Below are 12086 nucleotides of genomic sequence, written 5' to 3'. Positions count from 1 at the left end.
TCATGGATCACCACAGTTAAAGGCGGCCAACGCCGAAGCTGTTTGGCTGCAAGGTGCGATTGCGGGCCTCCCAACAGGTTTGCAATGCAAAGCCGATCACCTTGCGACTGTCACGCGGATCGATCACCCCGTGATCCAGCAATCGACCGGACGTATAAAAAGCATCTGCCTGACTGTCAAAATGATCGATGAGCCGTTGCTTCTGCAGGGCCAGTGCTTCTTCATCTACAGGAACACCCTTGCGCTCTGCCCCGCCGCGGGCAACCTGATCCATCGTCGCGGCGGCCTGCTCCCCGCCCATGACGCCGGTCATAGCGTTGGGCCAGGCAAACAGGAAGTCCGGCTCATAGGCAAGGCCCGCCATGCCATAGTTTCCGGCGCCGAAACTAGCGCCGATATATAAGGTAATCTTCGGCACACGCACGTTGGAAACCGCCTGGATCATTTTTGATCCATGCTTGATCATACCCTTTTGCTCATATTCCTTACCGACCATATAACCGGTGATATTATTGAGGAAAATGAGCGGGATATTTGCCTGATCACACAGTTGGAAGAACTGCCCGCCCTTCGCCGCGCCATCCGGATCGATCGGCCCGTTATTGCCAACAATCCCGCAGGCATGACCAAAAATGTTTGTCTGAAGGCAAACGAGTGTCGAGCCGTAACGTGGCTTGAATTCCTCAAAATCAGATCCGTCAACAAGCCGGGCAACGACTTCACGGACATCATAAGGTTTTCGATAGTCCACCGGCACGACACCGGCGATTTCCTCCGGATCATAAACCGGTCCCCTGAAGGGCTTTACCTTCGGACGCGGGCATTTATCGTTCCAGCCGAGCCGACCGATAATATCCCGTGCAATCAGGAGGCCGTGGGCATCATCCTCCGCGAGGTATTCCACAAGCCCGGTAGTTGTTGCATGCATTTCAGAGCCTGCAAGCTCCTCTTCATCCGAGATTTCGCCGGTTGCCGCGCGAACTAGTGCTGCCCCGCCGAGGGAGGCTCGTCCCCGCCCCTTGATGCCAATGACATAGTCGCTCATTCCGGGAAAATAGGCGCCGCCTGCTGTTGATGGTCCATGTAGTACCACAAAAGTTGGAATACCGGCCGCGCTCAATTTCGCTAGGCGCTGAAACCCCCCGCCACCCCACGCCCAGGATTCAACCTGGTACTTGAGAAGGTTTGCGCCGGCGCTTTCGACGAGGTGAACGAAAGGGAGCTTCTTATCAATGGCGATGTCCTGACAATAGCGGAGCTTTTCACCCGTTTTCTGCGTCATAGCCCCGGCATTAATGCCGCTGTCACTGGCACAGATCATACAACGTACGCCGTTGATAAAACCGATGCCGGTCAGTGAACTGGCGCCCGGAATACTTTTTTCCCGGTCATTCGTATCCACCATATAGTTCGCAAGGCCAAACAGTTCCAGAAACGGCATTCCCGGATCCAGCAACCGAACCAGCCGTTCGCGCGGTGTCAACTGTCCCCTTTCTTCAAACCGGTCACGGCGACGCTCCGAAAGCTGCTTGGCGCGGTCCTTCAATCCGTGCAATTGATCGACAAGTGCCAACATGTCCAGACGGTTCGCCGCATAGCTCTCGGAGGAGGTCGCTATCTTGGAAGTGAAAGTGGCCATTCGGGCCTCCCGATTTTATTTTTTCTTTTATTGATAGCATGGGAGCATCCATCGCGTTAAGCAAAAAAACAGCCTACAGAATATGCGGGATTGAATTCTCTGGCATTCACAGGTCAGTCGATTTACACTGACCATCGTTACTGGAAATGGCCGTGCAAGAATTGGGCGTGCCTGTTCCTGTAACAATAATTGTGACGAATAAGAAATAATAAAAAGGAGCCTGTCCAAATGGAAGTAGGAATATTGGCCTATGGGGGATATATCCCGCAAAGCCGATTGCAACGTAGTGAAATTGCCAAAGCCCATAGCTGGTTCGCACCCGGACTGAAAGGTCTTGCCAAAGGGGAGCGGGCCATGGCGAACTGGGATGAAGATAGTGTGACGATGGCGGTGGAAGCCGCCCGTGACTGTCTTACCGATTTTGACCGCGATCAAATTTCCGCCGTCTATATGGCATCTACCAGCTTTCCGTTTGTAGACCGGCAGAATGCCGGCATCGTGGCGGACGCGCTTAATCTCGGCAGCAGCCTGCAGACCCTGGACTTCGCCTCCTCACAACGGGCTGGCAGCGCCGGATTATCTGTGGCTTTGCAGGTCGCCATAGGCGGCGGTGGACCCATTCTCTTCACTGCGTCGGAGAAGCGCAAAACCAAAGCAGCCAGCCCGCTGGAAATGACATCCGGCGACGGCGCGGCGGCGTTTCTTGTCGGCAAAGGTAAAGTTGTTGCCCGGCTTCTTTCCGCCCATACTGAAGCAGTCGATTTTGTCGATCACTTCCGCGGCGAGAATGAAGAGTTCGATTATGGATGGGAAGAGCGATGGATACGAGATGAAGGCTATCTCAAGATTGTTCCCGAAGCAATTAACGCAGCATTGGCGGAAGCTAACGTAAAGGCCGAAGACATCACTACCTTCTGCTTTCCGGTCGCTGCCCGTGGCGTTGCCGGGGCAATCGCCAAGAAAACCGGCCTGCCTGAAAGTGCGGTTGCCGATAACATGCAGGAAAACTGCGGTGAAGCCGGAACGGCGCATTCCATGGTGATGCTGGCGCAAGCCCTTCAGAAAAGCGCGCCGGGCGACAAGATCCTTGTTGCAAGCTTTGGCCAGGGCAGCGATGCGCTTCTTTTCGAAGTGACCGATGAAATCAAATCGCTCTCACCACGCAGGGGGATTTCCGGTTATCTCGCCCGCCGTTATGCGGAGACCAACTACAACAAGTTTCTTGCTTTCCGTGAACTCGTTAATTTGGAACGTGGCATCCGCGCGGAAACTGACAAGAAAACCGGTCTGACAACTCTGTACAGGAACAAGGGTATGGCTCAGGCGATGGTGGGCGGCCAATGTTCCCAATGTGGCACAGCGCAGTTCCCGAAATCCAATATGTGCGTCAATGAAAATTGTGGCGCCATCGGCACTCAGGAGGATTATCCCTTCGCCGAACGGGTTTCCAGAGTGAATTCCTTCACTGCCGACCGGCTGACATACTCACCCGATCCGCCTGCCTATTACGGCATGGTACAGTTCGAAGAAGGGGGACGCCTGATGAGCGATTTCACCGATATCTCTCCGGAGACGGAGATTGAGGTGGGTATGCCCATGCGGATGATGTTCCGGATCAAAGACTATGACAACAAGCGCGGTTTCAGGCGCTATTTCTGGAAAGCGACCCCTGCGGGCGCTTCAAATAAAGGAGAATAACAATGGCCTCGGGAATTAAAGATAAAGTTGCCATTCTGGGCATGGGCTGCTCGCGTTTCGGCGAGCGCTGGAACGACAATGCGGAAGATCTCATGATCGAAGCATATGTTGAGGCGCTGGCAGATGCCGGCATTGAGAAAAGCCAGATTGAAGCGGCCTGGCTCGCGACCGCTATCGAAGAAGAACATGTCGGCAAATCCGCCGTGCCGCTCTCCATGGCGCTTCGCCTGCCAAACATTCCGGTGACGCGTGTTGAGAACTACTGCGCCAGTGGGTCGGAAGCCTTCCGCGGCGCCGTTTACGCCGTTGCCTCCGGCGCCTGCGATATCGCGCTCGCCCTCGGCGTCGAAAAGCTTAAAGACACCGGTTACGGCGGTCTGCCTCAGCGCAATCGCGGCTCCGTCAACGATATGTTCTGGGCGAACGCCTCCGCACCCGGATCATTCGCACAGCTCGCCTCCGCGTATTCAGCAAAGCATGGCGTCAGCAAGGATGACATGAAACGGGCGATGGCTCATATCTCGGTTAAGAGCCATGATAATGGATCCAAGAACCCCAAGGCGCATCTTCGCAACAAGATTAACGAAGACAAGGTCATGAATGCGCCGATGATCGCGGAGCCGCTCGGCCTCTTTGATTGCTGTGGCGTGAGTGACGGATCTGCCTGCGCCATTGTCACAACGCCGGAGATTGCAAAATCCCTTGGCAAGACGGACCTGATTACCGTCAAGGCGCTTCAGCTGTCGGCCTCCAACGGAACGGAAGCGCAGCATAACTCATGGGATGGAAGTTATTTTGTTACCACTCGGGCTGCCGCGAACCGTGCCTACAAGGAAGCCGGTATTACCAAACCGCGTGATCAGATCAGCATGTTCGAGGTTCACGACTGTTTCTCCATCACAGAGCTGGTAACGATGGAGGATCTCTTCATCTCGGATGAAGGGAAAGCGGTGAACGACGTGATGGACGGGTTCTATGACGCGGATGGTAAAGTTCCCTGCCAGATTGATGGTGGTCTGAAATGTTTCGGCCATCCCATCGGCGCCTCCGGCCTTCGCATGATTTACGAGATGTACCTGCAAATGCAGGGCCGCGCCGGTGATCGCCAGCGTAAAGAAGAGCCGGTTGTCGGGATGACCCACAATCTCGGCGGCTTCCCGCATCAGAATGTCTGCTCTATTTCCATCATCGGAAAAGAAGGCGTGTAACGCATTCCCTTAAAGCTCTTCGGGCTGCCGCTGCCGAGCAGGCAGCCCGAAGAAAAACTTTACTGTATAATTCAGGCCGACTTGCGAAGGTCTCCAATCTCACCCTTAAGCACGCGTTTCAGAACTTTCCCTGTCGCATTACGCGGTAGTTCCTCCCTAAAAATTACATGTTTTGGAATTTTATATCGCGCCAGCTTGTCCTGGCAAAACAGGATTACATCATCTGCAGTGAGCGTATTGCCCGGCGCAACAACGACGACCGCGCAGCCGACTTCATCCCAGCGATCATCCGGAACACCAATGATCGCCAAATCCGCAATCTCCGGCATTTTGAAAAGGGTACTCTCGATTTCCGCCGGATATACATTTTCCCCGCCCGATATATACATATCCTTCCAACGATCAACGACATAGAAATGCCCATCCGCATCGATGCGACAGGCATCACCGGTATGCAACCACCCGTCTGTTATCGTCGTTGCATTGGCTTCAGGACGGTTCCAGTATCCGGGGGTGATATTTGGTCCCTTGACCCAGAGCTCACCGGTTTCGCCCGCCGGCACATCCACACCATCTTCATCGACTATGCGCGCCTCGGCATTCATCGCAAGCTTACCGGCAGAGCCGGGCTTCGCAAATGCCATTTCAGCGTCCTGAACCGTCACTGTGGGGCTCGTCTCGGTCATGCCGTACCCTTGCTGCAACGCCAATCCCTTGGCCTTGTATGTTTCAAGAAGTGGCACCGGCGTCGGCGCACCGCCAACCCCCGAGCAGGAGAGATGGGAGAAATCCGTCGCCGCAAAATTGGGATGCTGGCTCATGAAAAGGTAATTCGCCGGCACGCCGAAGAAATGCGTCAAACCAATTTCCGCATCTTCGATGATACGAAGACATTCTCCCGGATCGAAAGTCCGCATAACTAAGGTCGTTGCGCCAAAATAAAGGGCAACCGAGCTGTAGCAGTTCAGGCCTCCAGTATGGAAAAGCGGCAAAATGGTCAATGTCTTGGCTCTTGGCGTGAAATAGGTGGGCACACCTAAATTGACAGCGTTATAGAATGCCATTCCATAAGTGTTCATCGCGCCTTTTGGCAGACCTGTCGTGCCCGAGGTATACATGATAATCCAGACATCGTCATGCGTGACGGTGGCAAGTTTCGGCGTTGGGTGAGCGTCCTTGATTGCGGTTTCATAAGCCGTGTTCCCACCTCCACCACTTGTCTCAAGCAGTATTGGCACGCCCGTTTTTTCCTTAAGTTCCGTACATTCCGCTGTAAATTGCGTGTCGTGGATAAGTACTCTCGGTGCGGCGTCCTGGATAATGAAATCCAGCTCTGCAACCGTCAGCCGCCAATTCAGGGGCAAAAAGATAGCGCCTATCTTGGCGCAGGCCGCTTGTATTTCCAACATGTCAGTCGAGTTCATGGCCAGAACACCAACCCTGTCCCCTTTGTTGACACCGCAGTTCTTCTGGAGATGAGCCGCTAGCCTCAATGACCGGTCATTCGCCTCGGCGTAAGTGAATTGGCGTTTGGAGTGCAGATCAACCCAGACTGTCTTGTCCGGCACTCTCCCCGCGTGATGACCGAGCCAGTCATAATGCAAAACACTCATATTTTCCTCCCGGATGGCTTATTTTACTTGATCTTTCGCGTGCTCAAAATTCTGTTAGACGCGGGAATAGCCTACTTCATCTCATTCATCTGGATGTGTAAAGAGATTTGTAACCGCGCTTCTATGGCCTTAGTATGTGGAAAAATTATAGAAACCTTTCACTCACAAGAGGCGTTCCGTCATGACCTACAGCTGCTTTGACGTTCAGATAAAAAACAATATCGCACATATCATTCTAAACCGGCCGGAAAAGCGGAACAGCATGGTTCCAGCCTTCTGGAATGAATTGCCCGAGATCGTCCGTGATATCGACGAAAACGCAAAGGCACGGGTCATTGTCCTATCTTCAACGGGACCTCATTTTTCCTCCGGATTGGATGTCGCATCATTTGTTGAACCGGAGATTACCGATCCCGCCGCAAAGAAAGCTGCATCAATACGGGCAGGGGCCAGCTTTTATAGCGCCGTAAAAAATATGCAAGGAACCTTTACTGCCTTGCAGGAATGCCGGTTGCCGGTTCTGGCCGCTGTTCAGGGCGGCTGTATTGGCGGTGGCGTAGATCTGATCACAGCCTGCGACATACGATTTGCAACGGAAGATGCCTTTATCACAATTTTTGAAACCAATATCGGGATGACTGCAGATGTCGGCACTTTCCCAAGGATTACAAAATTGATCCCAGATGGTCTTGCCCGCGAACTCGCCTATACGGGACGCCGGATGCAAGCGGATGAGGGCAAGACAGCCGGTCTTTTCAATAGTGTTTTCAAAGATCAAGGCGTGATGATGGCGGCGGCAATGGAGATGGCCGCTGAAATTGCCAGCAAGGCACCGCTTGCCGTCATGGGGTGCAAGCGGATGATGAACTACTCACAGAACCACTCTATTGAGGACAGCCTCGACTATATCGCGATCTGGAACGCAAGCATGCTGCAACGCGACGAGATATTTGAGGCAATGACGGCAAACACGGAAAAACGACAAGGAAAGTTTGTTGATTTGCCGCCTATCCAGAAGAACATCGGTTAGGCCGCCTTCGATACCCAACTGTTCAGTCTATGTGGGGTGGTGATCCCGACAGGACTCGAACCTGTTACCTCAAGATTAGGAATCTTGCGCTCTATCCTGATGAGCTACGGGACCATTTCCCGGGTTTAGCAGAGAGCTATTTTCCGCGCCATATAAAAATGAGGCGGACCAGTTCGTCGGCCCACCTCAAATATTATATTTATCAGTCCGACGTCAGGACGCAGTTCTTGGCATAGTCCGCCGCTTCATTCGCAGACCAGTCACCTTTTGGCTTTTCTTTCATTTCTGCGCACCATTCCTTGCTTCCCACTTCCGGATCACAGGCTGCCAAGCCAAGCGTAAAGAGTGACAGTAGAGCAAGACATACAATTTTTTTGGTCATAATATTCCCCACAAGACATGAAAAAGGGACGGGGTGCAAACAAGCATCCCGTCCCTCAAAATCAGATCGTCAAAATTTACTTGCCTTCGACAGTGATAACAACGCGGCGGTTAGCGGCGTTTCTTACACCATCAGCAGTCTCAACTTTCAGGTCCTTCTTACCGTAGGAGCGCATGATAATCCGTTTTGGCTCCATGCCCATGTCCATGCCCATGAAGGCAACGGCTTCGGCACGACGCTCGCCCAGCTTATCGTTGTACTCTACGCTACCCACCGTATCGGTGTAACCGGCTATCGTGATCTTCGGATCCTTGAATTCCTTCATGTACTCCGAAGCAGCCTTAATCTCATCATCAGAACCAGGCAAAGGTGTCGAAGAATCAAAGGCGAAATTCACTTCAAAGGATTTCGGCTCCATCATCATGGGCTCTTTCTTCTCCATGACGACCACTTTTTCCTCTACAACAACAACCGGTGCCATCGCCGTTTCAATTTCCTCAATCGCAAGGATGAAAGCATCCCGGCATGCGGCGATATCCTTCGGCTGGCGATTTTCTTCCTGCTCCTGCACCCAGCAATCAAAGCTGGTCTGCGCACGCGCAGCAATAAGAGGAAGTTTTTCAGAGGCACCGGCACCAAGAGCAGCCATCAAACGTTCCCGCGCACCAACCAGAACCGGTTCGCGATCCGCAGGAAGGCGCCATTCTTCAGGATGATATGGGTCAACTTGCTCGCCACGTGTTGCCGCCATCGCTTTTTCAGCAAAGCGATCAGAATCAATATAGTCGCCCTCGTTATATTCCGCCTTTGCGAGGTCAACATACCCCGTGTAGAGCGCCTGTTGGAATGCGGTACCACCGGGGCTTAACTTTTCCGCCTGTTCCAATTTACCGCCACATGCCGCTAATATGAGCGACGCGGCGCCAACAATTGCGAATTTCATCGTGTTTTTCATATTCTTCCCCTCAACCGTCTTCTAGGTGCAAAGATTTTCACACCGAGTATGGTTAATAGATAGTACGTTGTAAACCTGCAAACAATAAGAATTACGCTTACTGTGCTGAAATAAGGGACTTGCACACAGTTTCAACTCCTAGTTTGCAAATAATTGGTGGACGCTAGGCAATAATATTGTCCGAATTACGGCAACTAATGTCCATTATTGTGCTCAGGTCATCCAAGCTACCCTGAATTTACCACAGTAAAGCTAACCTGGATCATATTGTTCAAGTTTTTTTTATGGACAATAGCCGCCATAAACCTGTCTACTCAGGATCAGATTTGTATAGCAACGACGAATTTTATGACTCACTCCCATCTCAACGAAAGCACTGGCGTGCACGCTCATTCACACGATCACGCCCCGAAGGTAACCGAAGATAGCGAACGCCGTATCTTCTGGGTTATGTGCCTGACAGGCGGCTATATGATATTGCAGGCTCTTGGCGGGCTATTGGCCGGATCCCTCGCATTGCTCGCCGATTCCGGACATATGCTCTCCGACACAGCCGCCCTCGCGCTAGCCTGGTTTGCTTTCCGACTCGCCTCCAAACCGGCGGACAGCAAACGCAGCTATGGGTATCACCGGTTTCAGATTTTGGCCGCTTTTACAAACGGCCTAACATTATTTTTCATCGCCGGCTGGATTATTTTCGAGGCCATTGAGCGACTTATAAATCCCGGAGATGTGATCGGCGGCATGATGCTCGCGATAGCCATCGGCGGGCTGATTGTTAATATTGTCGGTTTCTACCTTCTTCATCGCGGTGATCGGGATAACGTCAATATGCAAGGGGCCCTCCTTCATGTGATGGGGGATTTGCTCGGATCCATTGCCGCTATTTTTGCCGCAGTTATTATCCTCTTTACCGGCTGGATGGCAGCGGATCCGATCCTTTCTGTCCTTGTCGCCATCATCATTCTAAAAAGCGCATACGGGCTTGTGCGGCGGTCAGGGCATATACTGCTGGAAGGAACGCCCGATCACCTGGATATGACACTCATTCGGGATAAGTTAACAGCGTATCTTCCTGAAATTGTCGATGTACATCATATGCATGCCTGGTCCCTGACAGCAGAGAAACCGATTGTTACGATGCATGTCCAGGTCGAACCATCAGCCGACCTCGAGACTACACTGCGCGCCATCAACGCCTTTTTATTGTCAGAATTTGAAATAGATCATGCCACCTTGCAGCTGGAACATAGTAACTGCGCGACGCAAGGGTAAAATTTGATTTCCTCACTGCCAGAGAGGCCGGGCAGCGCTCGATGTCCCTTTCGCTGCTCCCCAAGGGCCGGTGCTGGTAATCGCGATCCAACGGAGCGGAGGCATGCTTACCTGCCTTATTTCAACAACATCGCCGCGTGTAATCGTGGCATCCAAGCGTTGCGTCATTTTTGTTTTTTGAAGACTGCAGCTAACTGCATCACCCGGCAGCCAGTATTTCGCCGGCACCTTTCCCTGGAGGCGATATCGCTTGACTGGCTTCTTGCCGGAGACGATTCGGCAATCGCCTGAGAAGGCAGCGCCGGAGTCGCCGCCGACATCAAGCTGTATCAGTTCCAGTTTGGAGGCGTGACTGGTCCCACTGACAAGCAGGAGGAGAACCAACAATCCCTTAATCCGAGCAGTATATCGCATATACCCAGACTACCCCAGACATGGTTAAAAAAATGGAAACCATAGTGCTGGAAAGGCGGTCGAAATAGATAACTTTTGTTTTTGGGTCAAGAGGTTGGTGGTAAGTCCATGTCGAGAATGGTCATGTGGAAAGCGAAAGATACCTCCCCTTCATCTTCGTCACGATAGACAACTCCAATAAATTCATCATCCAGCATCACTTCGGCTGTGCCATCGGAAGGTCTTCTCTCTTTGACGTTGAAGTCTTCATTGTCGAATTTTTCACGTAGATATCTCTGTACGCGCAGTGTTTCTGTTCTTGTCATCTTTACCTCGCGTTTCTAGAGGACTTCGAGCGAATCAGCAATCGGGCCTTTTACGCCCATTCGAACGACGCACTTCACCCGCGTATCAATCCCAAAGTTTTCAAGGTCAATATCTGAGCGTTCAAGCATGTTAATGTGTATAAACACATCGTCGCCGCCGCCATCAGGGGTTACAAATCCGTACTTATGTTCCGGCACATATGTCGTCACGACACCCGAAACCTCGATATCGATGCCGACAGGAACCTCTTCTTCTTCTTCGGGCTCGTGAATTGCCACAACCTGTTGCCCACGGTCCCCATCTGCAAGATCGCAGAGTATCTGCATGCCTTCCTGCAGCTCTTGATAGGAAGTATTTTGCAAAACCGAAATATGGACAAAAGCGTCCGGCGACCCGTCGGCGGGAGACACGAAACCAAACCCTTTAGCTTCATCGAAAAACTTTACAGTTGCGGAGATATTCTTACGGACAGGTTTGGACGGCTTACGATCATTCATCCTTTAAGGACCTCATTGTTTAATTACAGACTGTGCAATACCTAAATTAAAGACAAAGCTCAATCTTTCCGTTCATTTTTTATCAGATCGCAGAACCGCTGTCTGCACTGATATTTTCTTATGACAACTGCAGATACGCTTTTACGGGCACTTAACTCGCATTCGCGGCGCATCTCGATATACTCAGCTGGATCAGTTTGACGATTTCCGGCCGACGCCCTATCGCGCCCGCATAATGAACCGCCCCGGCGCTCGCGGATTTTCGACGCCAGCTCGCAATGGCTCCGGGAACGTCCTCCATGGCATGCGGTCCTTCGGCTGCAAACAGGCCAACGAGGATGAGAGGTAAACCATCTTCGTAGTCAGTAGTCAGCACGCTGTCGAGATATGGTGCTTCATTCAGGAAAGCAACCGATACATCATTAAATTCACCCCTATCCTTAACGGCCTGTTGCTGCAAATAGGTCGCTTCTGCTGAGGCGGACGACTTTTCCGACCCGTGGGCAACCAACACAAGCCGCACTTTCTCGGGCTCATAATTTTGATCACGGCATATATCTTGCGCCATGGCGGCAATGATGCCGGCAAGTTCAGGATCAGTGCCCAATGCGTCACAAAGATAAAGTTTCCGCCCAATTTCAATGCGTTGTCCGTTCTCAAGCTTGAAAAGTTCCGGTATTCGATTACTGACGAAATAACCGTTACTCATAAAAAAGGGAAGCAAGAAAACCTCTCCGTCTGGCAAAATCGGAGGGGACTTATCCCGCGACAGAAAGCATACGTCCACCACTCCATAGCGATGACTCTGCTGAAGCGTGAAGGCATGTTGAATTGCAGCCTCTTGCGCTTCATCTGAAACGCGGGAGCCATGGGCAACAATGATTACAGAAGGACGCGAGGGCGACATTGATTTCCTCTATTGGCAACAGATTTAAACAGCCTCAGTAACGCAGGCAACCCGGTGTTTACAATTTTTCGGGTAAATGTTGAGAAAATATAGTCTGGAATTTCCTTTACCTCGTTGTCATAGACCAGTATCTAGATTTTAGTAGCCTGTGGGCTTCGAAAT

The 12086-nt window shown here is 51.9% G+C and carries 11 protein-coding genes, 1 tRNA gene and 2 pseudogenes; 4 read left to right on the top strand and 10 right to left on the bottom strand.

All coding sequences use genetic code 11. From position 1 onward, the window contains the following. Positions 1-16: 16 nt before the first annotated feature. Positions 17-1639 carry a carboxyl transferase domain-containing protein gene (locus tag AACZ19_RS16165; RefSeq protein WP_339635524.1) on the bottom strand — a complete coding sequence of 541 codons (1623 nt, stop codon included), beginning with the start codon at positions 1637-1639 and terminating at the stop codon, positions 17-19. 228 nt (positions 1640-1867) lie between these two features. On the opposite strand from AACZ19_RS16165, the gene AACZ19_RS16160 reads away from it, so the two are divergent. Together AACZ19_RS16160 and AACZ19_RS16155 are read left to right on the top strand one after the other, a co-directional pair. After that, a complete protein-coding gene (locus tag AACZ19_RS16160) occupies positions 1868-3337 on the top strand; it encodes a 3-oxoacyl-[acyl-carrier-protein] synthase III C-terminal domain-containing protein (RefSeq protein WP_339635523.1) in 1470 nt (489 codons plus the stop codon). A 2-nt stretch (positions 3338-3339) separates the two neighbouring features. Next, positions 3340-4545 carry an acetyl-CoA acetyltransferase gene (locus AACZ19_RS16155; protein ID WP_339635522.1) on the top strand — a complete coding sequence of 402 codons (1206 nt, stop codon included), beginning with the start codon at positions 3340-3342 and terminating at the stop codon, positions 4543-4545. 71 nt (positions 4546-4616) lie between these two features. Here the strand turns inward: AACZ19_RS16155 and AACZ19_RS16150 are convergent, their stop codons facing one another. Further along, complete coding sequence (locus AACZ19_RS16150) at positions 4617-6158, bottom strand: long-chain fatty acid--CoA ligase (protein ID WP_339635520.1); 1542 nt, start codon at positions 6156-6158, stop codon at positions 4617-4619. A gap of 181 nt (positions 6159-6339) precedes the next feature. Between AACZ19_RS16150 and AACZ19_RS16145 the strand changes: the two genes are divergently transcribed. Next, positions 6340-7188 carry a crotonase/enoyl-CoA hydratase family protein gene (locus AACZ19_RS16145; protein ID WP_339635519.1) on the top strand — a complete coding sequence of 283 codons (849 nt, stop codon included), beginning with the start codon at positions 6340-6342 and terminating at the stop codon, positions 7186-7188. Between the two features lie 37 nt (positions 7189-7225). Here the strand turns inward: AACZ19_RS16145 and AACZ19_RS16140 are convergent. The 3 genes from AACZ19_RS16140 to AACZ19_RS16130 all read right to left on the bottom strand — a co-directional run bounded on the left by AACZ19_RS16140 (position 7226) and on the right by AACZ19_RS16130 (position 8525). Beyond that, positions 7226-7302, bottom strand: a tRNA-Arg gene (locus tag AACZ19_RS16140). 88 nt (positions 7303-7390) lie between these two features. After that, complete coding sequence (locus AACZ19_RS16135; protein WP_339635518.1) at positions 7391-7570, bottom strand: DUF3012 domain-containing protein; 180 nt, start codon at positions 7568-7570, stop codon at positions 7391-7393. Between the two features lie 76 nt (positions 7571-7646). Beyond that, positions 7647-8525, bottom strand: a complete 879-nt coding sequence (locus tag AACZ19_RS16130; protein ID WP_339635516.1) for an OmpA family protein — start codon at positions 8523-8525, stop codon at positions 7647-7649. Between the two features lie 348 nt (positions 8526-8873). Here AACZ19_RS16130 and AACZ19_RS16125 point away from each other — a divergent pair, with 348 nt between their 5' ends. Further along, positions 8874-9800: a cation diffusion facilitator family transporter gene (locus tag AACZ19_RS16125; RefSeq protein ID WP_339635515.1), complete on the top strand. Its 927-nt coding sequence runs from the start codon at positions 8874-8876 to the stop codon at positions 9798-9800. 12 nt (positions 9801-9812) lie between these two features. Here the strand turns inward: AACZ19_RS16125 and AACZ19_RS16120 are convergent, their stop codons facing one another. From AACZ19_RS16120 to AACZ19_RS16100, 5 genes and pseudogenes are all read right to left on the bottom strand, one after another. Beyond that, on the bottom strand, positions 9813-10214 hold the full coding sequence (locus AACZ19_RS16120; protein WP_339635514.1) for a hypothetical protein: 402 nt from the start codon (positions 10212-10214) through the stop codon (positions 9813-9815). A gap of 86 nt (positions 10215-10300) precedes the next feature. Further along, a complete protein-coding gene (locus tag AACZ19_RS16115; protein WP_339635512.1) occupies positions 10301-10519 on the bottom strand; it encodes a DUF3126 family protein in 219 nt (72 codons plus the stop codon). A gap of 15 nt (positions 10520-10534) precedes the next feature. Further along, positions 10535-10726: pseudogene (locus AACZ19_RS16110) on the bottom strand (cold shock domain-containing protein); the annotation flags it as partial. Positions 10727-10804: 78 nt separating this feature from the next. After that, positions 10805-11017, bottom strand: a pseudogene (locus AACZ19_RS16105) (cold shock domain-containing protein); the annotation flags it as partial. A gap of 151 nt (positions 11018-11168) precedes the next feature. Next, on the bottom strand, positions 11169-11924 hold the full coding sequence (locus tag AACZ19_RS16100; protein WP_339635511.1) for a CbiX/SirB N-terminal domain-containing protein: 756 nt from the start codon (positions 11922-11924) through the stop codon (positions 11169-11171). Positions 11925-12086: the final 162 nt, after the last annotated feature.

It is taken from the genome of uncultured Sneathiella sp., from assembly GCF_963973085.1.
Taxonomy (GTDB): domain Bacteria; phylum Pseudomonadota; class Alphaproteobacteria; order Sneathiellales; family Sneathiellaceae; genus Sneathiella.
The sequence above is the reverse complement of the archived record's forward strand: the minus strand, read 5'-3'. Positions and strand labels throughout refer to the sequence as shown.

Bases quoted from the DNA above. Each gene is read 5' to 3' on its own strand.
- AACZ19_RS16130 (WP_339635516.1), bottom strand. From the start codon at position 8,525: ATGAAAAACACGATGAAATTCGCAATTGTTGGCGCCGCGTCGCTCATA.
- AACZ19_RS16165 (WP_339635524.1), bottom strand. From the start codon at position 1,639: ATGGCCACTTTCACTTCCAAGATAGCGACCTCCTCCGAGAGCTATGCG.
- AACZ19_RS16150 (WP_339635520.1), bottom strand. From the start codon at position 6,158: ATGAGTGTTTTGCATTATGACTGGCTCGGTCATCACGCGGGGAGAGTG.
- AACZ19_RS16120 (WP_339635514.1), bottom strand. From the start codon at position 10,214: ATGCGATATACTGCTCGGATTAAGGGATTGTTGGTTCTCCTCCTGCTT.
- AACZ19_RS16155 (WP_339635522.1), top strand. From the start codon at position 3,340: ATGGCCTCGGGAATTAAAGATAAAGTTGCCATTCTGGGCATGGGCTGC.
- AACZ19_RS16125 (WP_339635515.1), top strand. From the start codon at position 8,874: ATGACTCACTCCCATCTCAACGAAAGCACTGGCGTGCACGCTCATTCA.
- AACZ19_RS16100 (WP_339635511.1), bottom strand. From the start codon at position 11,924: ATGTCGCCCTCGCGTCCTTCTGTAATCATTGTTGCCCATGGCTCCCGC.
- AACZ19_RS16145 (WP_339635519.1), top strand. From the start codon at position 6,340: ATGACCTACAGCTGCTTTGACGTTCAGATAAAAAACAATATCGCACAT.
- AACZ19_RS16115 (WP_339635512.1), bottom strand. From the start codon at position 10,519: ATGACAAGAACAGAAACACTGCGCGTACAGAGATATCTACGTGAAAAA.
- AACZ19_RS16135 (WP_339635518.1), bottom strand. From the start codon at position 7,570: ATGACCAAAAAAATTGTATGTCTTGCTCTACTGTCACTCTTTACGCTT.
- AACZ19_RS16160 (WP_339635523.1), top strand. From the start codon at position 1,868: ATGGAAGTAGGAATATTGGCCTATGGGGGATATATCCCGCAAAGCCGA.